The organism is Trinickia sp. HAY1-2D (assembly GCF_056754935.1).
In genome coordinates this window covers 3,322,466-3,348,173 of record NZ_JBPGWX010000002.1, presented here as the reverse complement: position 1 = coordinate 3,348,173, position 25,708 = coordinate 3,322,466, and the positions used below count along the sequence as shown (strand labels likewise).

Genomic DNA, 25,708 nt, shown 5'->3' with positions numbered 1-25,708 from the left:
GACGCGCAGCGGCTCTCGGTTGATCAAACCGGATATGGTTTCATGCGCGTGACGGAGATCGACCCCGGCACTCCGAAGTTGTTCGACGATGCCATCCGCGTTTGGCGCGCGTGTGCGTTGTTCCAACCGCGGCGGCGTGGCGGCGCTTGGGGCCGCGGAGGTCGGGCGCGAGCCGCTCGGCGCCCGCGCGCCCGCGCGGCAGCGCCTCCAACCTCCGAAGTGCCGCGGCCGCGCCTCGCGGCGGTGTCGGCGGCGTGGACCGCGCATCACGACCCGCTGACGATTCCGCGCCGACGCTGCCTTGTGCTTGCGGCGCCGCGTTCGTTGTCCGGAACGGGCGCGTGAGGAAGCCTAATACGCCATGACGCCGGCGCTCGCCGGACGCTCGGCCGCTATCGTTGGAACCGTTGGGGCTTCGCGTCGGCGTTTCATTGCCGAGTCGCTCCGCCGACGGGGAGTGGGTGGGGCTCGTTCTACTGATTCCGGGCATGGGGCCTTTTCCTCCGGCGGACCGTTCTGGATACGGTTCCAGCCTATGCCGCGATGCCCGGATGTCCGCGTAATACCGGCGAAAAGCATAGGCCGCCAGCGAACGGCGCTGGCGGCGAGCATCGTCGACCCTACTTGTTCACGAGCCGAGCCGGCACGCTGAGCGCGAGGAGTGCGCCGAGCACCATGAAGGCGGCGAGTAGATACATGCCCATATCGTTGACGCCCGTGGCCTGTTTGAGCCAGCCCATCGCATAAGGACCGAGAAAACCGGCCAGATTGCCGATCGAATTGACCATCGCGATGCCGGCTGCGGCACCCGCGCCGGCGAGAAACGCCGTCGGCAAGCTCCAAAAAAGCGGCAGCGACGTAATGATGCCGGCCGTTGCAAGCGTGAGCGCCGCCATCGCCAGGGCCGTCTGATGGGCCCAGGTCACCGAGAGGACGAGCCCGACCGCGCCGGCGAGCGCGGGCAATGCGACATGCCAACGCCGCTCGCGCCGCTTGTCCGCGCTCCGCGCGACGAGCAGCATCGCGACGACGGCGGCAGCGAACGGAATCGCCGAAAGCAACCCGATGATGAACGAATCCGTCACGCCCGTTGCCTTGATGATCGTCGGCAGCCAGAAGCTCACGCCGTAGAGTCCGACCACGAAAGAGAAGTAAATGAAGCTCATGAGCCATACGCGCGGGCTCGTCAGCACGGCGCCGAGTTTCAGATCTTCCTTGCCTGTGTCCTCCGCTTCGATGTTGCGTGCGAGCAATCGTTTCTCGTCGTCCGTCAGCCAGCGCGCGTGAACGATGCGATCGTCGAGCGCAGCCAGTACGACGAGGCCCGCAACGATGGACGGTATGCCTTCGAGCAGAAACAGCCATTGCCATCCGTGCCAGCCGTTCGCACCGTGAAAAGCCTTGAGGATGTAGCCCGAGATCGGACCGCCGACCACACCCGAGAGTGCCACGGCCGTCATGAACCAGGTCGTCATGCGCCCGCGCCGGTTGGCGGGGTACCAGTAGGTGAGGTAGAGGATGATGCCGGGGAAGAATCCCGCTTCGGCGAGCCCAAGCAAGAAGCGCATGACATAGAACATGGCGGGCGTGGTGACGAACATCGTCAACACGGACACGAGCCCCCAGGTAATCATGATCCGCGCAATCCATACCCGCGCGCCGACACGGTGCAGGATCAGGTTGCTCGGAACTTCGAAAACGAAGTAGCCGAGAAAGAAGATCCCTGCGCCGAGCCCGTAGACCGCGTCGCTCAGATGCAGATCGGTCGCCATCTGCAGCTTGGCGAAGCCGACGTTGACCCGATCGAGATACGCGACGAGGTAGCAGATCAGCAGTAGCGGCAAAATGCGCAGCGAGACTTTGCGGTAAGTCGCTTCTTCGAAGCTCGACGATTGCGCGTCACCGGGTGTCGAGAGCGGGTCCAGGCCCGCGCGAGGTTGATTCATGATGTGTCTCCTCCAATGGAGTGGGCGTTGGCAGCAGACGGGCGTGAATACGCCCGTCCTGTGCAAGGCACTTGTTGTATGGAATGAGCGGCGATACGAGAGCGAAACGTGAAAAATGCAACCCAGCGGCCGGAGCGGGCGAAACCGCCCCGGGGCACATCAAACGCAGCGTCCGCCATCGACTTCGAGGCATACGCCGGTAATGAATTCGGCTTCGTCGGAGGCGAGAAAGAGCGCGGCGTTCGCGACATCCTGCGGCGTCGAAAACCGGCCCAGCGGAATGCCGGCCAAAAAACGTTGGCGGTTGGCGGGCGTGTCTTCCATGCCCATGAACTCGGAGAGCAACGCGGTCTCGCCAATCACGGGATTCACGCAGTTCACGCGGATGCGGTCGCTGCCGAGTTCGGCCGCCAGCGACTTACTGGCGACGATGACGGCGCCCTTGCTCCCGTTGTACCAGACGAGTCCGGGGCGCGGACGCACGCCGGCGGTCGAGGCGATGTTGACGAAAACGCCGCCGCCTTGCTGACGGAAGTACGGCACGAACGCTTGCACGCTCCAGAAGATGCTCTTCACGTTGACCGCATGCACGCGGTCGAACTCTGCTTCCGTCACATCGAGGACAGGCTTGTTGCGGTGGGTGGTCCCCGCGTTGTTGACGACGATCTGCACGCTCTTGAAGTCTTCGAGCGCCGCCTCGCGCAGCGTTTGCCAATCGGCGAGCCGGGCGACGTCGCCCGCCACCGCGATCGCGCGGCCGCCCGCGAGCGCGATCTCGCTGGCGACACGCTCCGCGGCCGCACCGTTCAGATCGTTGACGACGACATTCGCGCCTTCGCGCGCGAATGTCCTGGCGATTCCTTCGCCGAAGCCCGAGCCGCCGCCCGTGACGATCGCCGTTTTGCCGGTCAGTCGCATCGTGTCTCCTGATTTTGTGTTTTGAGCGATAGTGCTCCGACGGCGCACGGCAGGCAAGAGGCAAATACGAGGAGCGCCAGGCGCGTCGGGCGAAGGCACGGCACGCCACGAAAGCCGTTCTGTGCCGTGCCGCCGGACAAACGATGAAACGCAGCCTTTGCTTCAGCCGTGACGAATCGCGATCGTCTTGAGCGTCGTAAAGCCGTGCAGCGCTTCCAGGCCTTTTTCCCGCCCGAATCCCGAATGCCCCGTGCCGCCGAACGGCAGTTCGACCCCGCCGCCCGCGCCGTAGTTGTTGATGAAGACCTGCCCCGCGCGAATGCTGCGCGCGAGCCTGAACTGCCGCGCGCCGTCGCGCGTCCATATGCCCGCGACGAGGCCGTACGGCGTGCTGTTGGCAAGGGCAACGGCGTCGGCTTCGTCGTCGAAAGGCATGGCGGCGAGCACGGGCCCGAAGATTTCCTCGCGCGCGATGCGATGCGTGCGAGGCACGTCGGCGAGCAGCGTCGGCGGCTGATAAAAGCCGCTCGGATGGGCTCCCGAGAGGATCGAGCCTTGTCCGGCGACGCGGATGCCGTCGCGCTTGGCGAGTGCGACGAATTCCGCGACGCGCTGCTGTTGCTTCGCGTTGATGAGCGGGCCGCAATCAGCTTCGGTCTGGCCTGGGCCCGCGCGCAGCGCATCGAATGCGGAGGCGAGGCGGTCCACGAGCGGCGCGTAGATCGCGCGCTCGATCAGCACGCGCGAACCCGCGGAACAGGTCTGGCCCGCGTTCTGGAGAATGGCCGACATGAGCGTCGGCATGGCCGCGTCGAGATCGGCGTCGGCAAATACGATCTGCGGCGATTTACCGCCGAGCTCGAGCGTCACCGGCGCGTAGTGCTCGGCCGCCATTTGCGCGACGAGCGCGCCGGTCCCGGGAGAGCCGGTGAACGAAATATGGTCGACGCCCGGGTGGCGCGCAAGCGCCGCGCCGGCCTCGTCGCCATAACCGGTGATCACGTTCAGCGCGCCCGCGGGCAGACCGGCTTCGGCGGCAAGCGAAGCCATGCGCAAGACTGACAGACAGGCGTCCTCCGCCGGCTTCACGACGCAGGCATTGCCGGCTGCGAGCGACGCGGCGATGCTGCGTCCGAAAATCTGCATCGGATAGTTCCACGGCACGATGTGCCCGGTCACGCCGTGCGGTTCGCGCACGGTAAGCACCGTGTAGCCGTTTTGATAGGGCAGCGTCTCTCCGTGCAGCTTGTCCGCGGCGCCGGCATAGAATTCGAAATACCGCGCGAGTGCGGCGGCATCGGCGCAGGCCTCTCTGAGCGGCTTGCCCGTGTCGCGGGCCTCGAGTTCGGCAAGCTCGTCGCGGTGGGTCGTGACGAGCGCGGAGAGGCGGTACAACAGGCGCCCCTTTTCGGCGGCGCTCAACAAGCCCCAGGGCCCCTCGAACGCCGCGCGCGCACAGCTCACTGCCGCGTCGATATCGGCGGCGTTGCCGCGCGCAATGCGCGTGAAGACCTGCCCCGTCGACGGGTTGACGACATCGATGGTTTCTCGGCTCGACGGCGTAATCCATTCACCGCCGACGAAGTGTTTCGCTTCCTCCATGCAAGGCTCCCAAGTTAAGTCCGAACCGTCAGTCGAAACGCAGCGAGCGTCGATTATCGCGCCGATCGCCGAGGCGCCACCGCCAAAGTGCGCGTTTGCCGCTCGGCTATAATGGCGCGCAGCGCTTATGCCGGGGCCGCCGCAATACGTTTGATTCGGCCGCCCGACGCTTTCCTTTCACTTCCCTCACGAGAACGTCATGAGCTTCAATCACGTCCCCCCGGGCAAGGATCTTCCGCAAGACTTCAACGTCATCATCGAAATCCCGGCGCAGAGCGATCCGGTGAAATACGAAGCGGACAAGGAACTGGGTCTGCTCGTCGTCGACCGCTTCATTGGCACGGGCATGCGCTACCCCGTGAACTACGGCTATATTCCTCAGACGCTTTCGGGCGACGGTGACCCCGTCGACGTCCTCGTCATCACACCGTTCCCTCTGATTCCCGGATGCGTCGTACGTTCACGCGCGCTCGGAATGTTGCAAATGACGGACGAATCCGGCGTCGATGCGAAGCTCGTTGCGGTGCCGCACGACAAACTGTGCCCGATGACGGCACACATGAAATCGATCGACGACGTTCCGGCGTACCTGAAGGACCAGATCAAGCACTTCTTCGAGCAATACAAGGCGCTCGAAAAGGGCAAGTGGGTCAAGGTCGAGGGCTGGGCCGGCATCGACGCGGCCCACAAGGAAATCGTGGACGGCGTGGCCAACTACAAGAAGTGATCCGTCGTGCCGCGCGCGGCACGCTCCAACACCGACGCGAGCGTGAGTTCGCCCGCGGCCAGCGCGCGCTTTTGCGTCGGTGACAGACGCTTGACCCGATATTCGGCGCGCAACGCGCTCGAACGATCGTCGAGCTCGAATCTCGCCAGCACGCATATCGGTTTGCGCGCACGCGTATATCGCGCGCCGGTGCCGTTCGCGTGCTTGGCGAAGCGCGCGTCGACATCGGTGGCGATGCCGGTGTAGACACTGCCGTCGGCGCATTCGATCAAATAAAGAAACCAGGCCATCGTGGGTCGTCGTCGAATCGAAGGTCGCTATTTTTTGAACGGATCGTGCTCGCGCAATTCGTCGACATGCGCTTCGATCAGATTGGCCTCGTTATCCAGAAAACGTCCGACGGCGTCGGCGAACGCGGGATGGCCGAGCCAATGCGCCGAGTGCGTGACCTTCGGCATGAAGCCGCGCGCCATTTTGTGTTCGCCTTGCGCACCGCCTTCGAATACGGCGAGCTTCTCTTCGATGCAAAATTCGAGCGGCTGATAATAGGCCGTTTCGAAGTGCAGGCATGGTACGTGCTCGACGGCGCCCCAATAACGGCCGTAGAGTGTGCCGCCCGTTCCCTCGTCGCGCTGATAGACGACGAGCGAACTCGCGATCGGCCGGCCTTCGCGCTCGGCGATGACGAGCAGTAGGTTCTCGGGCATCGAAGCGCCGATCATGCGAAAAAACTCGAGATTCAGATACGGCGACGAGAAGTGCTCCCGGTACGTTTGCCGATAGCAGCGCGTGAAAAAACGCCAGTCGTCGTCGGTCGCCTGTTCGCCGCGCACGCGGCGCAGCGTCACACCGGCGTCATGGACCTTGCGCCGCTCGGCGCGGATATTCTTGCGTTTTTTCTGCTCGAGCGTCGCGAGAAAATCGTCGAAATCGCGGTAACCCGGGTTCACCCAGTGGAACTGGATGCCTTCGCGCAGCATCATGCCGAGCGCCGCTAGCGTATCGGCTTCGTCCGCCGTCGGGAAGAGCACGTGCAGCGACGACACGTCCGATTGCTCGGCAAGCGTGATGATCGAAGCCGCGAGCTGACGCCGGGCCGCGTCATCGACCGCGATGAGCCGGGTGCCTTGTACGGGTGTGAACGGCACTGCGCAGACGAGCTTCGGGTAGTACTCGAGTCCGTTGCGCTGATACGCGTCGGCCCAGGCCCAATCGAACACGTACTCGCCGTACGAGTGGCTCTTGACGTAAAGCGGCGCCGCTGCCGCGAGTGCGCCGCTCGTGGCATCGACGAGTGTGACGAAGCGCATCGCCCACCCGGTACGCTCGGTCGTGCAATGTGTTGCAGTGAGTGCGCTCAGAAATTCGTGACGTAAAAACGGCGTCGGTTGCGGCTGCCGTGCGAGCAGCGCATTCCACTGGCGCGCGTCGACCTCGTCCAAGGACGAGAGAATGCCCATGCGATAATCGATGCGTTCGTGTTTCACTTGTGTAGACCGTGTTCGTCGCCTGTTCGTCGCAGCATGCGAGCGGTCATGGTAATGCAATCCGCCACGTCGCGATGCTGCGCATCGAATGAAGCTTGCCTCGGACGCGGCGTAAAATCGTGCCATTCCATCGAAAGACCGAAACGAGGCTCAGCCATGAAACGCATTACTGCAATCATCAAACCGTTCAAGCTCGACGAAGTGCGCGAGGCGCTCGCCGAAGTGGGGTTGACGGGCCTGACGGTGACCGAGGTCAAGGGTTTCGGCCGGCAAAAAGGGCACACCGAACTTTATCGCGGCGCCGAATATGTCGTCGATTTCCTGCCGAAAGTGAAGATCGAAGTCGTGGTGGCCGACCGGCAGTGCGATCAAGTGATCGACGCCATCATCGGTGCGGCGCGCACAGGCAAGATCGGCGACGGCAAGATCTTCGTGACCGATGTCGAACGCGTGATCCGTATCCGCACGGGCGAAGAAAACGAAGCGGCCGTTTGATGTCGCGGCCGGGCCTGCGAAAGAGCGCATGCCCGCAAACATAAAAAAAACGGTGCGATGCCCTGACGGACACCGCACCGATACGCGCCTCTCGCAGCAGCGTTAAAACTGATGAAGTAAAACTTTTCTGACTACCCCGTTCGATTAGAACGTGTGCTGGATACCAGCATAGACGCCGGTCTGGCTGTGGCCATGCAGCGGGTTCTCGTTGTAGCCGGCCGCGGTGTTGCCGCCGTTGCCGAACGCGTTGGCATCGAGGCCGAAGTTAGCCGACTTGCTGTTGCGCACGGTCGCGACCTGGAAGTCGAGCAGCGTGCGCTTGGACAGGTTGTACGTGCCACCGACGGTGTAGATCGTCGCGTTGCCGAAGCCGTGGTTCGTGTTCACGTGGTACACCGCACCGATCAACGCTGCAGCCGGCGTAGCTTGCCACGTCACGCCGCCCCATTCGTGATCGATCGAGCTCGGAGCGCTGAGGCCGCCCGTGAAGCCCGACGTACGCAGAGCTTGGTAGACGCCCTGAATCTTGACCGGTCCGAGGAACACGTTCACGCCCGCCGTGTACTCGCGCGAGAACGAGAATGCACCGTCGGCGCCGCTCAGGACACCGTTCGCCGGATTGCGGATCTCGTCATAGATACCGCGCACCTGGAAGATCGGGCTCGTGTACGTCACTTGCAAGCCCGCTTCGCGGCCTTGTGCCGTCGTGCCGTTGCCGTTCCAGCTCGTCGCGTTCGACAGCGCGTACTGGCCGTAGACGTCGAAGCCGCCCCAGTTCGGCGATTGGTACGCGACGTTGTTGCTCGATTGCGGCCAGTTGCGGCCACGCACGAGCGATGCCGACGACCAGTTCGATTGACCGAACGGATCGAAGTCCCACACGCCGTTGGCGATGTAGAGCATGCGGCCCATCGTGAACGTACCGTAGTTGGCGTTAGACAGGCCGACGGTTGCCCAACGATTGAAGAGACCGCCGCCGCCGGGGCCCGCGCCGGTCATCGTGTTGAAGCTGCCTTCCAACTTGAACACGACCTTATTGCCGCCGCCGATGTCTTCCGTACCCTTCATGCCCCACAGGCTCGTGCCCCAGTCGCCGCTTTCCGCGCGCCAACGCGAGGTCGATCCGGTGTAGCTGGCGTTCGGCAAGCCGCTGATGTACTCGATACCCGCATCGAGGCGACCGTACAACGTCACGCTGCTTTGAGCGTGAGCGATGACGCCTGCCGACATGAGTGCCGCGGCGAGCAATGCTTTCTTCATCTTCTCCTCCATACCCTGTCAAAAAGTGAAGCCATACTGCGAATAGCGCCCGGGCGGCGTGAGACGCCCGGGCGGGAATCCGACTTCAGGGAGATCGCTCGCGGAAAGGGCGCGACCGGCGCGCTCTGGTGGCCGTTCCGGTCCGCTCCGATGGCGGAACGGCGTCTCCTTCTTTGAAGTAAAACTACATTTGTGGCGTTGCGTTTTGCTACTTTGGTTACTAATTTAGCAAAAATAGACAGGGGTGGGTATAGAAATCCGGCTAGCGGACGGACCTGTCGCCAAATTGCCATATGGTTGTGTCCCGTTATGCAACACCGGTGCGGGATGCACCGCGCTAACCCTTGTGCCATAAGGGGCGGCCGATGGGTCGCAGGTTGAGTCCAGGAATTTCGCTATTGACGCGGGAAATTGGCGGGGGTAATGCGTCGCGCCAATGAAAAAGGCGCCGAGGCGCCTTCGAAGTTCAGGAGGGAGGCCCGCCACCCCGTGGGCGGCACCGGCGCGCGAAACGGCTACTTGAGGCTGCCGGACAGGAATTGCCGGAGCCGTTCGCTTTTGGTATGGCCGAAGACGTCGTTGGGCGCGCCTTCTTCTTCGATGCGCCCCTGATGCAAAAAGACGACGTGGTTCGAGACGTTGCGCGCGAAACTCATCTCGTGCGTCACGACAACCATCGTGCGTCCTTCTTCGGCGAGTTTCTGCATGACCTTCAGCACTTCGCCGACGAGCTCCGGATCGAGCGCCGAAGTCGGCTCGTCGAAGAGCATGACGTCGGGATGTACAGCCAGTGCGCGCGCGATCGCCACACGTTGCTGCTGCCCGCCCGACAGGTGTGACGGATACTGCTTTTCGAGCCGCGGCGCGAGCCCGACCTTCTCGAGATACGTACGCGCGCGTTCCTCGGCTTCGCGCCGCGGCAGCCCGAGCACGTGAATCGGCGCCTCGACGACGTTTTCGAGCACCGTCATGTGCGCCCACAAATTGAAGTGCTGAAACACCATCGCCAGCTTCGTGCGCATGCGTTGGAGTTGCTTGGGATCAGCCGCGCGCAGCGCGCCGGTCCGGTCTTTCCTGGTGAGTATCTCCTCGCCGTCGACCAGGATGCGCCCGGCGCTCGGCTGCTCGAGAAAGTTGATGCAGCGAAGCATGGTGCTCTTGCCCGAGCCCGACGAGCCGATGACGCTGATGACGTCTCCCGCATCGGCCTTGAGCGAGACGCCTTTAAGGACCTCGTGGTCTCCGTAGTACTTGTGCAGTTCGTCGATGAAAAGCTTTTGCATCGGGTGAGATCCGGGTTACTTGCCTTGCGGCCGCAAATAGGCGAGCCAATGCTGTTCCGCGCGGCGAAAGAGGCCGACGAGCGCGAACGAGATCGCCAGATAAAGCAGGGCGGCGATGCCGAACGCGTGAAACGACATGTAGGTGGCCGAATTGACGTCGCGCGCGATCTTGAGGATGTCGGGCACGGTCGCGGTAAAAGCGACGGTCGTCGCGTGCAGCATCAGAATGACTTCGTTGCTGTAAAGCGGCAGAGCGCGGCGCAGTGCGGACGGCAGGATGATGCGCCGATAGACGGTGAAGCGCGACATGCCGTAGGCGCGCGCAGCTTCGATCTCGCCGTACGCGGTGGCCTTGATCGAGCCCGCGAAGATTTCGGTCGTGTAGGCGCAGGTATTCAGCGTGAAGGCGAGCAGCGTGCAGTGCATGCCGTCGCGGAAGAACTCGTTGAGCAGCGCGTGCGAGCGTATGACTTCGAGGCTATAGAGGCCGGTATAGCAAAGCAGCAGCTGCACGTACAGCGGCGTGCCGCGGAAGATGTACGTATAGAGCCAGACCGGGCCCGAGATCAGGCGATTCTTCGATACGCGCGCCACCGCCAGCGGCACAGACAGGCAAAAGCCGATGCCGATCGATACGACGAGCAGCCACATCGTGATTGCCAGCCCGGTGATGCGAAACCCATCGGTGAAAAGATAATTGCGCCAGTACTCGTGAATCAGCTCGATCATGGCTTATAGCTCGGCACGGCGCACGCCGATCGAATAGCGCTTCTCGAGCCACAGCAGCACGAGATTCGAAACGGTCGTGATCGCCAGATAGATCGCGCCCGCGATCAGCGTGAAAAAGAAAAAACGCAGCGTGCCCTTGCCGGCGTCCTGCGCGGCTTTGACGACATCGGCGAGCCCGATGATGGACACGAGCGCCGTGGCCTTGACCATGACTTGCCAGTTATTGCCGATGCCGGGCAATGCGAAGCGCATCATTTGAGGGAACATGATGCGGGCGAAGACCTGCCAGCCGGACATGCCGAACGCGCTTCCCGCTTCGAGCTGCCCGCGCGGCACCGAAAGGAACGCGCCGCGGAAGGTCTCCGTGAAGTAGGCGCCGTAGATGAAGCCCAGGACGATGACGCCTGCCACGAACGGATCGATGTCGATCTGGTCCCAGCCGATGAAGTCGGTCAGGTTGTTGAGCCAGATCTGAATGCTGTAAAAGAGCAGCAGCATCAGCACGAGATCGGGCACACCGCGCACGAGAGTCGTGTAGCCGGTCGCCAGCACGCGAGACGGACGATTTTTGGAAAGCTTGGCCGCGGCGCCGACGAGGCCGAGCGCGAATGCGAACGCGAGCGAAAGCACCGCCAGCTTGACGGTTTGCCAAGTGCCGGCGAGGATCAGCGGGCCGTAGCCTTCAAGAAACATGTTGGAGGTGCAATCCTTGACGGTGTGCGAAACAACGCGCGACCCGAGATTCTAGGTGGCCAAAAATGGCGTGCCCGGCCGCAGTGCGCGACTTTTCGTCCGGCGTGGCCGGCTCAACGCGAGCAGTCTCCGTGGCACTACCGGTTGCCGGAGCTCGCCCCCGCGAAAAGCGCGGTATTTTACCTCAACCCGAACGCGGCGCTACTGCGGACGAACCCGCGGGTGTCACCCGCACGCCCGATTCGGCGATTGCCGGTGCAACCGGGTAATGCATGAAAAAAGCGCCGCGGCCATTCGGCGCGCGGCGGCTCGAGGGGACGTCAGGTGTTTGCGGGCGCAATGCGGGGCGCCGGGGACCCGTCGCGGTACGCCCTTTAGCTGCACTTCGGAGCTGGAGACGGGCCCGGTTCAAGGCGCCGTCGGCTGGACGCCGGCGCTGCCGGCGCCGTGATGCTGCCGCCAGGATTCGCGCATCTTCTCGTGGCGCGACTCCATCTTCGCGAAATGTTGTTTCAGCTCGGTACTGACGGTCGTCTTTTGCTGATCGTTGAGGCTGTCGTAGAAAGCCAGCCATGCCGTGGCCGTCTGCTCGTGAAGCGCATCGCTTTGTTGGCGAATCTGCTGATGCGTGGCGTGCAGGGCGTCGAGATCGAGGATCGGCTGCTGCTGCGCCGCCTTGAACTGCTCGCGCATCTTCTCGTGATTGGCGCGCTCGGCTTCATGGTTTCGTTTCATCGTCGCGAGCGCCGTCTGCCATTTCTGCTCCTGTTCAGGCGTCAGCGCGAGCCGGGCGTGCAGCGCGTTCAAGCGCTCCATCATGAATGGACCGTGGCCATGCCAGCCCCCCGGGCCACCTTGCATCGCGGCCCCGTCGGGGCCGGCCGGCGATACATTGCCGCCGGCGGCATAGGCCGTGCCGAACGTGACGGCGAGCGCGGCGGCTGCAGTAGCGAGATAGCGGGACGATCCGCGCAAGATCGGGTTCATCGAATACTCCTTCATGGAAAGTGAAGCGATGCGAGGACGCCGGCCATGCGGCGCCACGAACGCTGCGTGAAGACTAGCCCTCGCAACGAAGCCGACGTGTTACGCGCGTATCCGGCCCGGTTACGTGCGTTTACGCCCGGCTTTCGCCGTAACCTTCCGTAACCCTTTCACCGCCGCGGGCCCGTTACGGGGGCCTGGCTCGCGCTAAACTTCGCGCCATGGCTACTCAAATCCTCATCGTCGACGACGACGCAGAATTGCGCGATCTGCTGCGCGACTATCTCGTGCGGCAGGGCATCGAAGTGTCGGTGCTCCATGACGCTGCCACGCTCGAGCGCCGGCTCGAGCGCGAGCGCCCCGATCTCATCGTGCTCGATCTCATGATGCCCGGCGTCGATGGGCTCACCGCCTTGCGCAAATTGCGCGCCGCCGGCGACGACATCCCCGTCATCATGCTGACGGCGCGCGCGGACGACGTCGATCGCATCGTTGGACTCGAACTCGGCGCCGACGACTATCTCGGCAAACCGTTCAACCCGCGCGAGTTGCTTGCGCGCGTGCAGGCCGTCTTGCGCCGCCGCCGCACGGTACCGTCCGCGGCGCCCGAACAGCGCGAGCCGTTCGCGTTCGGGCGTTTCGTGCTCGACTTCGAGAGCCGCACGCTGACGATGGACGGCCGCCCGCTGACGTTGTCGGGCAGTGAGTTCGCGCTGCTCAAGATCTTCATCAACCATCCGATGCGTACGCTCACGCGCGAGCGGCTGCTGGAGCTCCTGCACGGGCCCGAGTACGACGGCACGGACCGCGGCATCGACGTCCAGGTCTGGCGTTTGCGCCGAATCCTGGAAACCGATCCGTCGGCACCGCGCTTCGTGCAGACCGTGCGCGGACGCGGCTATGTCTTCGTGCCGAATGGCGAGCCCAATGCGCCGACCCATTGATTCGCTGTTCGGGCGGCTGGCGCTGCTCGTCGTAGCGGTACTGCTCATCTCCCACTTTGCCTGGTTCGTGCTGATCCGCATCGAGCGCAGCCATTCGCAGGCCCGCTATGCCGTCGAGGAGGCTGCGTTCCTCGTGGAGGCCGTGCGCGAGCATGTCGCACGTGCGCCTAACCAACCGCTGCCCTCGCGCGTGCGCGCGATCGATACGGCCAACCCCGATGTTCCGCCGCCGCGCCGCGATCTGCCGCCCGCGATCCTGCGTTTCGTCGACGAGTTCCGCGACCGCCTGCCCGCGGGCTCGGACGTGCGGATCGGCCCGCCCGGGCACCCGCCGATGCTCTGGGTCCACGAGGCGGGCGATTCACACTGGATCGTCGTGCCGATGCTTTCGCTGCATCCGCCGCGCTCGCTCGATCGCATGGTGCTGTGGCTCGCGATCATCTTTTCGGCGGCGGTGATGTGCGCGCTGTTCGTGGCCTGGCGGCTACAACAGCCGCTCAGGGCGCTCAGTTCGGCCGTCGCGCGCTTCGGCCGCGGCCAGCCCGTGCCGCCTGTGCCCGAGCGCGGTCCGAGCGAGCTGCGCGCGCTCACGCATGGCTTCAATCAGATGGTGACCGAGGTATCGCGCGCCGATAACGACCGCGCCATCATGCTCGCCGGCATCGCGCACGATCTGCGTACACCGCTCGCGCGCATGCGGTTGCGCGCCGAAATGATGGACGACATCAAGCAGCGCGATGGCGTCGTGCGCGACGTCGATTCGATGACGCACATCGTCGATCAATTTCTCGTTTTTGCGCACGACGGCGTGGATTCCAGCGAGCCCGTCGAAGTCGACGCCCAGTGCGAACGTCTCGTGCGCAGCTATCGTGCGGTTGCGCCCGGCGCGCCGCCGGTGCAGACCGCCTTGGCGGCGGGACCGGGCTTCAGGCTGCCGACGGCCACGCTCGATCGTGTGCTCTCGAACCTGCTCGACAACGCGCACGCCTACGGCGCGCCGCCCGTCGTCGTCGAAACGGCGCGCACGGCCGACGGATGGCTGCTCGCCGTCGGCGATCACGGCAAAGGCATCGCGCCGCGCGACCTCATCGACGCGAGCCGGCCTTTCGTGAGGCTCGATCCGGCCCGTGGCGGCAATGGGCACAGCGGCCTCGGGCTCGCGATCGTCGAGCGGCTCGTGCGTCGTATGGGTGGCGAGTGCGAAATCGGCAACGCGCAGGACGGCGGTTTGCGCGTGACGATGCGTTTTCCCCGCGATGTGCCCGTGAGGGCGGCGGCGTGAGGCCGGCCGGCGTGCTATTGGAACAGCGTATCGAGCGCTGAGGCGGCTTCGCTATCGACGGTGTTGTACGTCACGCTATCGGCGCCGAAGATGTAATGAGTCGTGTACTTGCCGAGCCGGGCCAGAATTTCGTCCTGCACCGCTTCGGGGGCGGCGTCGAACTTCAGATACCACGCGGTCGAAGATAGGCGGGTCTGAAATGCGCCGTACTCGGCCATCAGATGATCGAACGCATCCGCGTCCTGGTCGCGACAGATGATGACCAAATTGCCCTTCATGCGAACCTCCAGGTAGATCGATCGGCGGCTTCATGCCAAGAAAGGACGATGATACCCGGTCTATCCGTCAAGGCGCAGTCGATTGGCCGATCGGCCGAGCTTCGCCGCCGCGGGCGCTACCGGTGGACTGCCGCGTTTGACGGCGGCACCGCGACATGCGCCGCGAAGGCCGCTGCGCGATCGCGGCCTGCGGCCTTCGCGTTGTAGAGGGCACGGTCGGCCCGGCTGATGAAGCGCTCGAGCGTATCGTCATCGGCCAGACCGGTCACGCCGATGCTGACGCGCAGGTCGACGGCGTCCGGCAGCCTCGGGGAGCGCTCCTCCCGCAGGGTGTCACGTATGCGTTCGGCGACGGCCAGCCCTTCGGCGAGCGAGGTGGCCGGCAACAGGATGGCGAACTCTTCGCCGCCCAGACGGCCGATCGCATCGGTTGCCCGCAGAACGGTGCGGCAGCACCCGACGAAGTGCTCGAGCGCGTAATCGCCGATAGTGTGGCCGAATCGATCGTTGATCTGCTTGAAGTGGTCGAGATCGGCGATAGCCACGCAAAGCGGCGTGCCGCGCGTGCGCGCAGCATCGATCTCGCGCTGCAGCAGGCTGAGGAAGTATCGCCGTGAGAGGGCACCTGTCAACGCGTCGTCGCGGGCCTCCGCGGACAACTGGGCGTTCGAGGCCTGGAGCTCGCTCGCGAGACGGCGCGCCTCGCGATGATGGCGTTTCTCGCGGCGGTACGAGGCCGCGATCGTGGCGGCCAGCAGCAGCGAACCCATCAGAGCAGCGAAAGTCAGCCCGCGAATATTGATGCGCTCATCGAGTAAATGCTGCCAAAGCGTGATAGGCGTGAGCAGATGTACCGAGAAACCCGAGTTGATCCCGTTGCGCATGATGTAAAGCGAGGGCGGACCGGCCGCCTGCAACTCGACCATCTGGTTGGCCAGCGCCGCCGGCACCCAGGGCGCGCTGCGCGCCATGCGGGGACGCAGCGGAGCGATATCGAGCACGGGAAAGCTCGAGCGGCGGTAGCTGTCCAGGCGTTGGGCCGCGTCCATGCGGGTAATGCGGGCGCCGGGCAGGCGATAGCCCTCGAACCGGCTTTCGTTGGCCATGACGATGACGCCGTTCTCGTCGGCGACGAAGGAGCCCGGTGCCGCGACCCAGTGCCGCAGCCTGCGTAATCCGATCTTGGCCACGATCGCACCGACGAGGGTGCCATCGCTGTAGACCGGGGCCGAGAGGAACACTCCGTTTTCGCCGCTGACGCGCCCCACCGCGTACATCTGGCCATACGCGCCGAGCAGCGCCTCTTTGACATAGCCCCGGCCCGCGAGATCCACCCCGACGCACGACAGGCGCTCGAATGCGTCGCTGGAGGCGACGCACAGGCCGTTCGTATCGACGAGCCACATATTGTCGAGCCCGGCAAAGCCGCGCACATCGTGCAAGAACGCGTCGGCTCGGCGTAAGGCGGGCACGGCGAGCAGTCGCGCCCGGCGTTCCGATTCCTGCGCCGAGCGCTTCTCGGGAAGACGGTACGCTTGCGCGAGCACGCGCTGGATGACGGGCGTTTCCGCGAGCGTGGCCGGAATGGCGCGCGCCATCGACAGATCGCTCGCGATGATCTGGGCGATATTGTCGGCCGTGGCGAGCGAGAGCTGCGACTGCCCGCGCACCGTGTCGTTCAGATCGTGCAGGACCATCCGGTCAGCGACTTGACCGGCGACCAGCCAACAGACGAGCATGCCCATGACGGCGCTCGCCCCGATCATCATCCAGTGCAATGTTTTCTTGTTCATCGACTCCCTGGTCCATGCGGACTGCCCTCGCCGGGCGGCGCGACAATGGGGCAGCATGCCGCCCCCGACGCCCCGCCGGCTCTCACGCGGCGCACTGCCTGCTCGGTATTATCGGCCTGCCCGGCCCAAACTGAACGGCTCTCGGGGTTTCATCGTAGGCGCGCGGTTGTGCCTGAAACACAGTCTGTAGTACTGTCTTGCCGTCGCAAAAGCAGGAAAAAGCCGGACACGTGCCCATCGTACCGCCGGGCGGCCGGAGCCCACGAATGACTGCATCCATACGCCTCGACATGTTCAACTTACCAGTTTCGGGTTTGCCGGCGCATTGGCCCGCGTGCCAGGCTGCTGCCTCACGCCGCCAGGCCAGGGGGCGCTGATGGACTTCAGCTTCGACCTGAAGCGCACCGCCAACGCATCGGTGTGGCGGCTTTTGCCCAACCGCTGGGACTTCGTCGCCTTTCCGCTCATCATCTGTCTGATCGCGATGGCGGCCATCGGCGTTCACCAGACGATGGCGCCGATTTCGACGCTCAAGACGCAGGTGATCTCGCTCGATCCGTCGAACTTGCCCGAGTATGCGCTGCGCACCACGCTGCGGATGCTTGCCGCGATGTGCGCGTCGCTCACGTTCACGCTCGTCTATGGCACGCTCGCCGCGAAAAGCCGGCGCGCGGGCATGGTGCTGATCCCGGTCCTGGACATCCTTCAGTCGGTGCCCGTGCTCGGCTACATTTCGTTTACGGTAACGTTTTTCCTGGCGCTGTTCCCGAAGCAGGTCCTCGGCGCCGAGCTCGCGGCCATCTTCGCCATCTTCACGAGCCAGGCCTGGAACATGACGTTCAGCTTCTACCAGTCGCTGCGCACGGTGCCGCGCGATCTCGACGAGGTCTCGCGCGGCTTCCACCTGACCGCCTGGCAGCGTTTCTGGAAGCTCGAAGTTCCGTTCTCGATGCCGGGTCTCATCTGGAACATGATGATGTCGATGTCGGGGGGCTGGTTCTTCGTCGTCGCATCGGAGGCCATCACCGTCGGCAACAACACGATCACGCTGCCCGGCATCGGCGCCTATCTTGCGCAGGCAATCTCGGACAAGAACCTCGTCGCCGTCGGCTGGGTCATCCTCGCGATGACGGTCGTCATCCTCGCGTACGACCAGTTGATGTTCCGCCCGCTCGTCGCGTGGGCCGACAAATTTCGGATGGAGACGACGAGTTCGGGCAACGCGCCCGAGTCGTGGCTGCTCGATGTCGTGCGGCGCACGCGGCTCATTCATCGGTTGCTCGTGCCGGTGGGATGGCTTTTTTCGAAGGCTGCGCGCGTGCCGATCCGGTTGTCGTTGCGGCCGGGCTTGCGGCTGGGCCGGGCCGGTGGCGCGCGGCGGGCATCGTCGCGCGCCGCCGATATCGCGTGGGCGCTCGTTCTGCTCGCCAGTACGCTGTACGTCGTCTGGCGCGTCGCGGCCTATGTGCGGACCGGCGTGACGCTCGACGAAGTCTGGCACGTCATTCTGCTCGGCTTCATCACGCTTGTGCGCGTCGCGATCCTGATCGCGCTTTCCTCGCTGATCTGGGTGCCCGTCGGGGTCCTCATCGGGCTGCGTCCGGCCTTGGCCGAGAAGATTCAGCCGCTTGCGCAGTTTTTCGCTGCCTTTCCGGCCAATCTGCTCTTTCCGGTGTTCGTGGTCGTGATCGTCCGCTTTCACCTGAATCCGGACATCTGGCTTTCGCCGCTCATCGTGCTCGGCACGCAGTGGTACATTTTGTTCAACGTGATCGCCGGGGCGACGGCCTATCCGAACGATTACCGGGAAGCTGCGACGAACTTCCGCATTCGCGGCTGGCAATGGTGGCGCCAGTGCATGCTGCCGGGCATTTTCCCCTATTACGTGACGGGTGCGCTGACGGCCTCGGGCGGCGCCTGGAACGCGAGCATCGTCTCCGAGGCGGTCCAGTGGGGCGACACGCATGTCGTCGCGCATGGGCTGGGTGCCTATATCGCGCAGATGACTGCCGCGGGCGACTTTCCGAAGATCATTCTCGGCATCACCGTCATGTCGCTTTTCGTCACGCTGTTCAACCGCAGTCTGTGGCGGCCGCTCTATGCTTATGCCGAGTCGAAGCTCCGGCTCGATTGATGCAAAAAACGCACGATAGGTCCATTCGAGAGTGAAGCGCAATGCAAAACCCCAAAGCTGAACCGAGCTCGGCGTCGTCCGTTTCACCCGCGTCGCTCGGCGCCGGTGCCGCGCCTCGCCTCGGCGAGGAAATCCTCAACGTCAAAGACGTGTGCCGCGGCTTTTCGAAAGCGCAGGGCGAACTGCTCGTTCTCGACGACGTCAATCTCTCGCTGCGCTCGGGCGAAATCGTTGGTTTGCTCGGACGTTCCGGTTCGGGCAAGTCGACGCTGTTGCGCATCATCGCCGGGCTCATCGAGCCGACCGATGGCCACGTCGACTATCTCGGCCAACCGCTCGCCGGTCCCGCCGAGGGCGTCGCCATGGTGTTTCAGACCTTTGCGCTCTTTCCCTGGCTCACCGTCTTGCAAAACGTGGAAGCGGGTCTCGAGGCGCAGGGCGTCGGTGCGCGCGAGCGGCGCGAACGGGCGTTGGCCGCGATCGATCTGATCGGTCTCGACGGCTTCGAGAACGCGTACCCGCGCGAACTGTCGGGGGGCATGCGCCAACGCGTCGGCTTTGCGCGCGCGCTGGTCGTCGATCCCACGTTGCTCTTGATGGATGAACCGTTTTCGGCGCTCGACGTGCTGACCGCGGAGACGTTGCGCACGGACTTGCTCGACCTGTGGACGCAGCGGCGCATGCCCATCAAATCGATTCTGATCGTCACGCACAACATCGAAGAGGCGGTGTTCATGTGCGATCGCATCCTCGTGCTTTCGTCGAACCCGGGGCGCGTGATCGCCGAGATCAAGGTGCCGTTCGCGCATCCGCGCAACCGTCTCGATCCGGCGTTCAAGCGTCTCGTCGACGACATCTACGCGAAGATGACGGCGCGCCGTACCGACGAAGCCACGAAGAAGGGGCTCGAGCTCGGCAGCTGGCTGCCTAGCGTCTCGACGAACTTGATGGCGGGTCTCATCGAAACGCTCGCGGCGCCGCCGTATCACGGGCGGGCCGATATGCCGGAAATCGCGCGCTCGCTGCATCTCGAAGTCGACGATCTCTTCCCGATCGCGGAAGTGCTCCAGCACCTCGGCTTCACCGACGTGCGAGAGGGCGATATCTTCCTCACGCCGCCCGCGCGAGTCTTCGCCGAGTTCGGCACCCAGGAACGCAAGATGATGTTCGCCGAACACCTGTTGCGTCATGTGCCGCTTGCCGCGCGGATCAAGAAGGTACTCAACGAACGCCCGGGCCATCGGGCGCCGCGCGTGCGGTTCGAGCAGGAGCTCGAGGATTTTCTGTCGGACAGCGCGGCCGAGGAAACGCTCGACGCGGTCATCAACTGGGGCCGCTACGGCGAGATTTTTTCGTATAACGACCAGACCGAAATCTTCAGCCTCGAGGACGTCGAGTCCTGATCGCCATCTATCACGGGCGCGGAGCCTGTTTGCGGCTCCGCTGACCATGATCACCTGAATGGGCCGCTTGGGGCGCGCATGGACTTGTCAAAAGATGTCCTGTACCGTCACGCATCGATCATGGCGGCGGACATGCCGCAATGTGCGAGCGCGTCTCAGGCATTGCCCGCCGACGGCGCTTCATCTTCGTCCTCATACGCGCCCAGACGGTTGTAAAGCGTCTTCAGGCTGACGCCGAGCGCCTTTGCCGTGCGCCGCTTGTCACCGCCGCAGTGCTTCAGCGTGCCGAGAATGATCTGGCGCTGGGCTTCGGCGAGCGGCGTGCCGACCCAGATGCTCATCGCATCGCCTTGCGTTACGGCCTTTTTCGAGCGCGCCGCGAGCCGAGGATGCTCGATCTCGACTGTCTTTTCGGCCAGGATGAAGGCCCGGTAGATGCTGTTCTTCAGCTCGCGCACGTTGCCCGGCCACGAGTACGTGCGTAGCGTTTCCCTCGCCCGCTTGCTGAAGACCTTGTTCGTGCCCTCCCGCGCATTGAGCTCGGCGAGAAAGTGCTGAGCAAGCAACTCGCGATCGCCCTCGCGCTCGCGCAGCGGCGGCGCACGCAGCGGAAACACGGCGAGGCGATACATCAGGTCCTCGCGCAAGCCGTTCTCCTTCACCGCCACCGCCGGGTCGCGATTCGTCGCCGCGATGACACGCACGTCGCTATGCATCAGCTCCGTGCCGCCGACGCGATAGAACGTGCCCGTTTCCAGCGCGCGAAGCAACTTGACCTGGCGCACGGGCATCATCTCGGTCACCTCGTCGAGAAAGAGCGTCCCGCCATTGGCATGCTCGAAGTAACCGGCACGGCCTTGCACGGCGCCGGTGAAGCTGCCGCGCTCATGGCCGAAGAGTTCGGCTTCGATCAGATTATCGGGAATCGCACCGCAGTTGACGGCCACGAACGGTTGATCGTGCCGGCGGCTGCGATCGTGAATCGTCCGCGCGATCAGTTCCTTGCCGGTACCGGATTCGCCGACGACGAGCACGGTTGCATCCGTCGCCGCCACGCGCTCGATTTGCTCGAACAGCTCGAGCATCGCGGGCGATGCGCCGTAGAGCATGCCATAGGACTCGAGCCCCTCGGGTGTACGCTGGGGGCCGGAATCGTTTCGTTGGGCGGAGCCGTTGTCCGGAGCTTCCGCCGGAGTCTCAAAGTCGCTTGACGTCGCCATGGGTTCGGGATCTGAAGCGCGCAAGCGGATGCCGAGTGCATCGCCGCGCGCGTTTTTCCGAGTAGTCGAACCGGTATTTAACCACGTCGGAGCCTGCTTACGTCGGCCAAAGATGCCAAGCGAACCCCGCTTACTGAGTGGCATGAAACATGCTCTCGGTATGGCTTCGCAGCGGGAACTCGCGGCCGTCGGATCGATCCGAATGAAAGTCCGCGGCATCGAAAATCCGCATGCGGAAAAACTTGCAACGGTCTATACCATTCATATCGGCAACGAATGCAAGGGGAATCAGATGGCCCGTCCCAGAATCGGTATTTTCGGCGCGCTGGTCGCGGTAGGCGGCGTGCTCGCGTGGCGGTGGGCGCAGAAACACCGCGCGTCGCAGGCGCGGCTCGCCGGCGAACTGAATCGTTGGGAAGCTGAAGGCGGCGCACTGGCGTCCACCAGCCAGGAAGCGCCCTCGACGCTGGGTTCGCAAGTGTCGCCAGGCACCATGTCGAACGGCCATGCGCAGGTAGGCGGCACAGCGGACGCATGGCGCTTCCCGCATAGCTGACCCGTATTTCACGAGCGAGTCGGCCGGCTCTCCGTCCGTTCTTGCACGGTTCGGCCCGGGCGGGCAGGATAGAGCCCCGTCATACGCGGCCGCGGCGCCGCGGCAGGGCTGTTGTGCGCTTGGAATTCGCTCGGTTGATTGGATTCCGTTCCATTTCGACACTACTCATTGATGACAGAACCCGATGCCACACGTGCTGATAGTTGACGACGACCCCGAGACCCGTGAAGCGCTGGTCTCGATCATTGCCGAAGATGGACTGACGACCGCGACGGCGGGCGATCTGCGCGAAGCGCGCATTCAACTCGTCCGGCAAACGCCCGACGTCGTATTCACCGATCTGCAACTGCCGGACGGCAGCGGCGTCGATCTGTTCGAAGATCTCGACCCGCGCTCGGGCGTCGAAATCGTCGTGATCACAGGGCATGCCACGGTCGAATCCGCGGTGTCGGCGCTCAAAATGGGCGCATCCGACTACCTGGTGAAGCCGATCAACATGCAGCGCGTGAAAGCGGTGCTCGACCGGCTGCCGCGCGCTGGCGACCTGAAAGCGCAAATCGGCAACTTGCGTGGCGAACTGCGGCGCATGGGCCGTTTTGGCCTCATGCTCGGCGGCTCGCCGGCCATGCAGTCTGTCTACGACCAGATCGGGCGCGTGGCGCCGACAGCGGCGTCGGTGCTGCTGGTGGGCGAGTCGGGCACCGGCAAGGAAGTGGCGGCGCAGACGATTCACGAGTTGAGCCTGCGGCGCAAGCACGCGTTTTTAGCGGTCAACTGCGGCGCGATCTCGCCGAACCTGATCGAATCGGAAATGTTCGGGCACGAGCGCGGCTCGTTTACCGGTGCGGATCGCCAGCACAAGGGCTATTTCGAACGGGCCAACGGTGGAACGATTTTTCTCGACGAAATCACGGAGATGCCGGCCGAGCTGCAGGTCAAGTTCCTGCGCGTGTTGGAGACAGGCATGTTCATGCGTGTCGGTACGACAAAAGAGATCGAAACCGACGTGCGGGTCATTGCCGCAACGAATCGCGATCCGGAAGAGGCGGTGCTCGAAGGCAAGCTGCGGCTCGATCTCTATCACCGGCTCAACGTATTTCCGATCAGCCTGCCGCCGCTGCGCGAGCGCGGCAACGACGTCTGGCTGCTGGCGCAGGCGTTTCTCGATGAGCACAACGAACAACACGGCACGCATAAGCAATTTCCGCCGGCGGCCAAGGACATGATGCTGTCGTACCCCTGGCCGGGCAACGTCCGTGAGCTCAAGAACTATGTGCAACGCGCCTATATCATGTCCGGCGCCGATTCCGATACGACGGCCGCGGTACCGCTGCAGATTTCGCTATCCAAGCCTACGACGGGCACAGCCGTCACCATACCGTTCGGAACATCGCTCGCAGTCGCCGATCGTCAGCTCATTCTCGCCACGCTCGATCAGTGCGGCGGAGTGAAGACGCGTGCCGCCGAAATTCTCGGCATCAGCCTCAAGACGCTCTACAACCGGCTCGTCGAGTACAACGAGGAAGGCGGCAAATCGGCGGCGGGAGAAGCGGCCGGCGACCCCGATCCGGCCGGAGAAACGGGCGAGCCGGCGGCGGGCCCCTGAGGCGTGGCGCCGGCACGCGCGGCTGGGCAAACCGATTGCTGGATAGCGGTGGCGGGCGATGTGTGCAACGCATCGCTGCGTATCACTCATGCCCACTCGAGGAGATCGCGATGCACGAATCGAAGCGCGAGCCGATCCGGCTCCACACGCCCGAACCCGACCCGCCTGGGCCGCCGCCCACGGAGGATCCGCCCGGGCCGCATCCCGAGCCCGAGCGCGAACCTCCGGAGCCGCCTATGCCGCCGATCGGCGATCCGCCGCCCGAGCCGTTGCAGGCAAGCGCGTAAAGCCCGGGCGAATACTGTCCTGTATGGGTTACATATCTTGCGCAATTGTTACCGCGCGAAACAGCGCGCCGCATCCTAGACTGTTCGCATAGGCAGATCCGGTTTCGCCCATCCGGGCGCGCTTCGACGAGAGGTATCCCATGAGACATCCAGCGTTGCGGCGTTCGCCGCGCCACGCTTCCAAGCGCGAAGCCAAAAACACCGGTCAGACATCCGGGCCGCCTGCGCACGACCCATCCGCGCAGAACCGCGTCGCGCCAAATGCGCCGCCTGACGGGGCGTTCAACCAGGGCGGCGCGCGTCCGGAGGGGCTCGATTACCAGCGCGATCTCGGGGCTGAGCAGGACGCCTGAACGCCTGGCGCCGTGCGCATGATCGTAGAGGACACCTAAGTTAATTCGACTCATGCGAGCGCGTCGCTCAGGGGACGCGACGCGTTCGCGCCTCGCATGCTCGAAAGCGGTGCATTGCGACGGCACGCGACTTGCATTCGATGAACCGGAGCGGCGATGGTTGTCGCCACGCGAGAACGCCAATTCGACGAGGTGGGGCCGCAATGAGCAGACTTATCGTGGTATCGAATCGTGTTGCGCCGACGCAAGAGGGACGTCCCGCCGCCGGAGGGCTGGCAATCGGCGTTCTCGATGCGTTGAAGGAGACGGGTGGCCTGTGGTTTGGATGGAGCGGCGAAATCGTCACGCAGGGCGATGGGCCCGCTATCGAGAAGCAAGGCAACGTCACCTATGCGACGGTGGGTTTGACGCGTCGCGATTACGATCAGTACTACCGAGGGTTTTCGAATGCGACGCTGTGGCCGACGTTCCACTATCGCACCGATCTCTCCCGCTACGACCGGCAGGAATACGCCGGCTATCTGCGCGTCAATATCGCGCTTGCAACGCAATTGAAGGCACTGCTCCAGCCCGACGACATCATTTGGGTGCATGACTATCACCTGTTGCCGTTCGGGCGCGCGCTGCGCGATCTCGGTGTAACGAATCCGATCGGCTTCTTCCTGCATATTCCATTTCCGGTGCCGGAGATGCTGCGAGCCGTCCCGCCGCATGCCGAGCTCGTCCACGCGATGTGCAGTTACGACGTACTTGGATTCCAGACGCAGACCGATCGTCAAGCGTTCGTCGACTACATCGAACGCGGGGGCTTCGGTTCAGTGAGCGCGGAGGGCATGGTGCATGCGTTCGGACGGCTGCTGAAAGTGGGTGCCTACCCGATCGGTATCTATCCGGATGCGGTTGCCAAGGCCGCCGAACAGTTTAGCGACCGCAAACCCGTCGCCGAACTGCGAGAGGCGGCAGGCGGGCGCAAGCTCATCATGAGCGTGGACCGGCTCGATTACTCAAAAGGCCTCGTCGAGCGCTTTCAGGCATTCGAACGGCTTTTGGCCGACGTGCCGCACTGGCAAGGAAAGGTCTCGCTCGTGCAAATCGCACCGCCGACGCGCTCGGACGTGCAGACCTATCAGCGCATCCGCCAAACGCTCGAAGGCGAGGCGGGGCGCATCAACGGACGTTTCGCTCAACTCGACTGGACGCCGATCCAATACTTGAATCGCAAATACGAGCGCAACGTGCTGATGGCGCTGTTCCGATTGTCGCAAGTGGGCTACGTCACGCCGCTGCGCGACGGAATGAATCTCGTGGCGAAAGAGTATGTCGCGTCGCAGGATCCGGCCGACCCCGGCGTGCTCGTGCTGTCGCAGTTCGCGGGCGCGGTGGAACAACTGCCCGGGGCACTCGTCGTCAATCCGTTCGATCTTTCTCAAATGGGCGATGCGCTGGCCTGCGCGTTGTCGATGCCGCTCACCGAGCGCAAGGCGCGCCACGCCGACATGATGGCGCGCCTGCGTGCCAACGATCTATCGACCTGGCGCGATGCGTTCCTCGACGACCTGCGGCACGTCGTTGAGGCCGCATCGGTTACGCGTCGCGCCGTCGAACTGGCCGACAAGGGCCTCGACGTGCCGATTCCGTTTCGCTATCCCGTGAACCGGCCGGCGCGTGCCCTGCATCGGTCCTGAAGCGATCGACGGTATCTCCGGAACGCAATCGATAAAAAAGGGC

General features: G+C 64.0%; 24 protein-coding genes. 11 read left to right on the top strand and 13 right to left on the bottom strand.

Annotated elements, in window-relative coordinates; translation table 11 throughout:
• Nucleotides 1–620 precede the first annotated feature (620 nt).
• The 3 genes from ACR9ZC_RS22655 to ACR9ZC_RS22645 all read right to left on the bottom strand — a co-directional run bounded on the left by ACR9ZC_RS22655 (nt 621) and on the right by ACR9ZC_RS22645 (nt 4,466).
• On the bottom strand, nt 621–1,946 hold the full coding sequence (locus tag ACR9ZC_RS22655; RefSeq protein WP_481581985.1) for an MFS transporter: 1,326 nt from the start codon (nt 1,944–1,946) through the stop codon (nt 621–623).
• A gap of 159 nt (nt 1,947–2,105) precedes the next feature.
• Entirely contained in the window at nt 2,106–2,864 is a 759-nt protein-coding gene (locus ACR9ZC_RS22650) for an SDR family oxidoreductase (protein WP_173260608.1), read from the bottom strand.
• A 162-nt stretch (nt 2,865–3,026) separates the two neighbouring features.
• The gene (locus tag ACR9ZC_RS22645) at nt 3,027–4,466 is read right to left on the bottom strand and encodes an aldehyde dehydrogenase family protein (RefSeq protein ID WP_481581984.1); all 1,440 of its coding nucleotides are present in this window, start codon (nt 4,464–4,466) and stop codon (nt 3,027–3,029) included.
• Nucleotides 4,467–4,665: 199 nt separating this feature from the next.
• Between ACR9ZC_RS22645 and ppa the strand changes: the two genes are divergently transcribed.
• Nucleotides 4,666–5,193, top strand: coding sequence for an inorganic diphosphatase (gene ppa / locus ACR9ZC_RS22640; RefSeq protein ID WP_331572367.1), 528 nt, complete (start codon nt 4,666–4,668; stop codon nt 5,191–5,193).
• On the opposite strand, the gene ACR9ZC_RS22635 is transcribed toward ppa, so the two are convergent.
• Together ACR9ZC_RS22635 and ACR9ZC_RS22630 are read right to left on the bottom strand one after the other, a co-directional pair.
• Nucleotides 5,181–5,483, bottom strand: coding sequence for a GIY-YIG nuclease family protein (locus ACR9ZC_RS22635; protein ID WP_481581983.1), 303 nt, complete (start codon nt 5,481–5,483; stop codon nt 5,181–5,183). The genes ppa and ACR9ZC_RS22635 overlap by 13 nt on opposite strands.
• A gap of 27 nt (nt 5,484–5,510) precedes the next feature.
• Nucleotides 5,511–6,680, bottom strand: coding sequence for a GNAT family N-acetyltransferase (locus ACR9ZC_RS22630; RefSeq protein WP_481581982.1), 1,170 nt, complete (start codon nt 6,678–6,680; stop codon nt 5,511–5,513).
• Nucleotides 6,681–6,836: 156 nt separating this feature from the next.
• Here ACR9ZC_RS22630 and ACR9ZC_RS22625 point away from each other — a divergent pair, with 156 nt between their 5' ends.
• Nucleotides 6,837–7,175 (top strand): P-II family nitrogen regulator, encoded by a 339-nt coding sequence (locus ACR9ZC_RS22625; protein WP_173260618.1) that lies wholly within the window; start codon nt 6,837–6,839, stop codon nt 7,173–7,175.
• Nucleotides 7,176–7,319: 144 nt separating this feature from the next.
• Here ACR9ZC_RS22625 and ACR9ZC_RS22620 read toward each other — a convergent pair whose 3' ends face one another.
• From ACR9ZC_RS22620 to ACR9ZC_RS22600, 5 genes are all read right to left on the bottom strand, one after another.
• Complete coding sequence (locus ACR9ZC_RS22620; protein ID WP_481581981.1) at nt 7,320–8,435, bottom strand: porin; 1,116 nt, start codon at nt 8,433–8,435, stop codon at nt 7,320–7,322.
• Nucleotides 8,436–8,950: 515 nt separating this feature from the next.
• Nucleotides 8,951–9,718 carry an ABC transporter ATP-binding protein gene (locus tag ACR9ZC_RS22615; protein WP_481581980.1) on the bottom strand — a complete coding sequence of 256 codons (768 nt, stop codon included), beginning with the start codon at nt 9,716–9,718 and terminating at the stop codon, nt 8,951–8,953.
• Between the two features lie 15 nt (nt 9,719–9,733).
• Entirely contained in the window at nt 9,734–10,447 is a 714-nt protein-coding gene (locus ACR9ZC_RS22610) for an ABC transporter permease (RefSeq protein WP_481581979.1), read from the bottom strand.
• A gap of 3 nt (nt 10,448–10,450) precedes the next feature.
• A complete protein-coding gene (locus ACR9ZC_RS22605) occupies nt 10,451–11,140 on the bottom strand; it encodes an ABC transporter permease (RefSeq protein WP_481581978.1) in 690 nt (229 codons plus the stop codon).
• A gap of 408 nt (nt 11,141–11,548) precedes the next feature.
• A complete protein-coding gene (locus tag ACR9ZC_RS22600) occupies nt 11,549–12,127 on the bottom strand; it encodes a Spy/CpxP family protein refolding chaperone (protein ID WP_481581977.1) in 579 nt (192 codons plus the stop codon).
• A 218-nt stretch (nt 12,128–12,345) separates the two neighbouring features.
• Here ACR9ZC_RS22600 and ACR9ZC_RS22595 point away from each other — a divergent pair, with 218 nt between their 5' ends.
• Both ACR9ZC_RS22595 and ACR9ZC_RS22590 read left to right on the top strand, forming a co-directional pair.
• Nucleotides 12,346–13,068 carry a response regulator gene (locus ACR9ZC_RS22595; RefSeq protein WP_331572356.1) on the top strand — a complete coding sequence of 241 codons (723 nt, stop codon included), beginning with the start codon at nt 12,346–12,348 and terminating at the stop codon, nt 13,066–13,068.
• Complete coding sequence (locus ACR9ZC_RS22590; RefSeq protein ID WP_481581976.1) at nt 13,052–14,350, top strand: ATP-binding protein; 1,299 nt, start codon at nt 13,052–13,054, stop codon at nt 14,348–14,350. Before ACR9ZC_RS22595 ends, ACR9ZC_RS22590 begins: the two co-directional genes overlap by 17 nt.
• 14 nt (nt 14,351–14,364) lie before the next feature.
• Here the strand turns inward: ACR9ZC_RS22590 and ACR9ZC_RS22585 are convergent, their stop codons facing one another.
• Both ACR9ZC_RS22585 and ACR9ZC_RS22580 read right to left on the bottom strand, forming a co-directional pair.
• Complete coding sequence (locus ACR9ZC_RS22585; RefSeq protein ID WP_440562098.1) at nt 14,365–14,628, bottom strand: double-stranded DNA-specific endonuclease; 264 nt, start codon at nt 14,626–14,628, stop codon at nt 14,365–14,367.
• 116 nt (nt 14,629–14,744) lie between these two features.
• Nucleotides 14,745–16,421: a sensor domain-containing diguanylate cyclase gene (locus tag ACR9ZC_RS22580; RefSeq protein WP_481581975.1), complete on the bottom strand. Its 1,677-nt coding sequence runs from the start codon at nt 16,419–16,421 to the stop codon at nt 14,745–14,747.
• A gap of 376 nt (nt 16,422–16,797) precedes the next feature.
• Between ACR9ZC_RS22580 and ACR9ZC_RS22575 the strand changes: the two genes are divergently transcribed.
• Nucleotides 16,798–18,555, top strand: a complete 1,758-nt coding sequence (locus tag ACR9ZC_RS22575) for an ABC transporter permease (protein WP_481581974.1) — start codon at nt 16,798–16,800, stop codon at nt 18,553–18,555.
• 41 nt (nt 18,556–18,596) lie between these two features.
• Complete coding sequence (locus ACR9ZC_RS22570) at nt 18,597–19,958, top strand: ABC transporter ATP-binding protein (protein ID WP_481581973.1); 1,362 nt, start codon at nt 18,597–18,599, stop codon at nt 19,956–19,958.
• Between the two features lie 155 nt (nt 19,959–20,113).
• Here the strand turns inward: ACR9ZC_RS22570 and ACR9ZC_RS22565 are convergent, their stop codons facing one another.
• Nucleotides 20,114–21,178 (bottom strand): sigma-54 interaction domain-containing protein, encoded by a 1,065-nt coding sequence (locus ACR9ZC_RS22565; RefSeq protein WP_481581972.1) that lies wholly within the window; start codon nt 21,176–21,178, stop codon nt 20,114–20,116.
• A 142-nt stretch (nt 21,179–21,320) separates the two neighbouring features.
• On the opposite strand from ACR9ZC_RS22565, the gene ACR9ZC_RS22560 reads away from it, so the two are divergent.
• The 5 genes from ACR9ZC_RS22560 (at nt 21,321) to otsA (ending at nt 25,665) form a co-directional block, all read left to right on the top strand.
• On the top strand, nt 21,321–21,734 hold the full coding sequence (locus ACR9ZC_RS22560; protein ID WP_481581971.1) for a hypothetical protein: 414 nt from the start codon (nt 21,321–21,323) through the stop codon (nt 21,732–21,734).
• Nucleotides 21,735–21,918: 184 nt separating this feature from the next.
• A complete protein-coding gene (locus ACR9ZC_RS22555; protein ID WP_481581970.1) occupies nt 21,919–23,340 on the top strand; it encodes a sigma-54-dependent transcriptional regulator in 1,422 nt (473 codons plus the stop codon).
• Nucleotides 23,341–23,450: 110 nt separating this feature from the next.
• Complete coding sequence (locus tag ACR9ZC_RS22550; protein ID WP_481581969.1) at nt 23,451–23,627, top strand: hypothetical protein; 177 nt, start codon at nt 23,451–23,453, stop codon at nt 23,625–23,627.
• A 140-nt stretch (nt 23,628–23,767) separates the two neighbouring features.
• Nucleotides 23,768–23,980 (top strand): hypothetical protein, encoded by a 213-nt coding sequence (locus ACR9ZC_RS22545; protein WP_173260014.1) that lies wholly within the window; start codon nt 23,768–23,770, stop codon nt 23,978–23,980.
• A gap of 203 nt (nt 23,981–24,183) precedes the next feature.
• A complete protein-coding gene (gene otsA / locus ACR9ZC_RS22540) occupies nt 24,184–25,665 on the top strand; it encodes an alpha,alpha-trehalose-phosphate synthase (UDP-forming) (RefSeq protein WP_481581968.1) in 1,482 nt (493 codons plus the stop codon).
• Nucleotides 25,666–25,708 lie beyond the last annotated feature (43 nt).

Bases quoted from the DNA above. Each gene is read 5' to 3' on its own strand.
- ACR9ZC_RS22655 (WP_481581985.1), bottom strand. From the start codon at position 1,946: ATGAATCAACCTCGCGCGGGCCTGGACCCGCTCTCGACACCCGGTGAC.
- ACR9ZC_RS22650 (WP_173260608.1), bottom strand. From the start codon at position 2,864: ATGCGACTGACCGGCAAAACGGCGATCGTCACGGGCGGCGGCTCGGGC.
- ACR9ZC_RS22645 (WP_481581984.1), bottom strand. From the start codon at position 4,466: ATGGAGGAAGCGAAACACTTCGTCGGCGGTGAATGGATTACGCCGTCG.
- ppa (WP_331572367.1), top strand. From the start codon at position 4,666: ATGAGCTTCAATCACGTCCCCCCGGGCAAGGATCTTCCGCAAGACTTC.
- ACR9ZC_RS22635 (WP_481581983.1), bottom strand. From the start codon at position 5,483: ATGGCCTGGTTTCTTTATTTGATCGAATGCGCCGACGGCAGTGTCTAC.
- ACR9ZC_RS22625 (WP_173260618.1), top strand. From the start codon at position 6,837: ATGAAACGCATTACTGCAATCATCAAACCGTTCAAGCTCGACGAAGTG.
- ACR9ZC_RS22620 (WP_481581981.1), bottom strand. From the start codon at position 8,435: ATGAAGAAAGCATTGCTCGCCGCGGCACTCATGTCGGCAGGCGTCATC.
- ACR9ZC_RS22615 (WP_481581980.1), bottom strand. From the start codon at position 9,718: ATGCAAAAGCTTTTCATCGACGAACTGCACAAGTACTACGGAGACCAC.
- ACR9ZC_RS22610 (WP_481581979.1), bottom strand. From the start codon at position 10,447: ATGATCGAGCTGATTCACGAGTACTGGCGCAATTATCTTTTCACCGAT.
- ACR9ZC_RS22605 (WP_481581978.1), bottom strand. From the start codon at position 11,140: ATGTTTCTTGAAGGCTACGGCCCGCTGATCCTCGCCGGCACTTGGCAA.
- ACR9ZC_RS22600 (WP_481581977.1), bottom strand. From the start codon at position 12,127: ATGAACCCGATCTTGCGCGGATCGTCCCGCTATCTCGCTACTGCAGCC.
- ACR9ZC_RS22595 (WP_331572356.1), top strand. From the start codon at position 12,346: ATGGCTACTCAAATCCTCATCGTCGACGACGACGCAGAATTGCGCGAT.
- ACR9ZC_RS22590 (WP_481581976.1), top strand. From the start codon at position 13,052: ATGCGCCGACCCATTGATTCGCTGTTCGGGCGGCTGGCGCTGCTCGTC.
- ACR9ZC_RS22585 (WP_440562098.1), bottom strand. From the start codon at position 14,628: ATGAAGGGCAATTTGGTCATCATCTGTCGCGACCAGGACGCGGATGCG.
- ACR9ZC_RS22580 (WP_481581975.1), bottom strand. From the start codon at position 16,421: ATGAACAAGAAAACATTGCACTGGATGATGATCGGGGCGAGCGCCGTC.
- ACR9ZC_RS22575 (WP_481581974.1), top strand. From the start codon at position 16,798: ATGGACTTCAGCTTCGACCTGAAGCGCACCGCCAACGCATCGGTGTGG.
- ACR9ZC_RS22570 (WP_481581973.1), top strand. From the start codon at position 18,597: ATGCAAAACCCCAAAGCTGAACCGAGCTCGGCGTCGTCCGTTTCACCC.
- ACR9ZC_RS22565 (WP_481581972.1), bottom strand. From the start codon at position 21,178: ATGGCGACGTCAAGCGACTTTGAGACTCCGGCGGAAGCTCCGGACAAC.
- ACR9ZC_RS22560 (WP_481581971.1), top strand. From the start codon at position 21,321: ATGAAACATGCTCTCGGTATGGCTTCGCAGCGGGAACTCGCGGCCGTC.
- ACR9ZC_RS22555 (WP_481581970.1), top strand. From the start codon at position 21,919: ATGCCACACGTGCTGATAGTTGACGACGACCCCGAGACCCGTGAAGCG.
- ACR9ZC_RS22550 (WP_481581969.1), top strand. From the start codon at position 23,451: ATGCACGAATCGAAGCGCGAGCCGATCCGGCTCCACACGCCCGAACCC.
- ACR9ZC_RS22545 (WP_173260014.1), top strand. From the start codon at position 23,768: ATGAGACATCCAGCGTTGCGGCGTTCGCCGCGCCACGCTTCCAAGCGC.
- otsA (WP_481581968.1), top strand. From the start codon at position 24,184: ATGAGCAGACTTATCGTGGTATCGAATCGTGTTGCGCCGACGCAAGAG.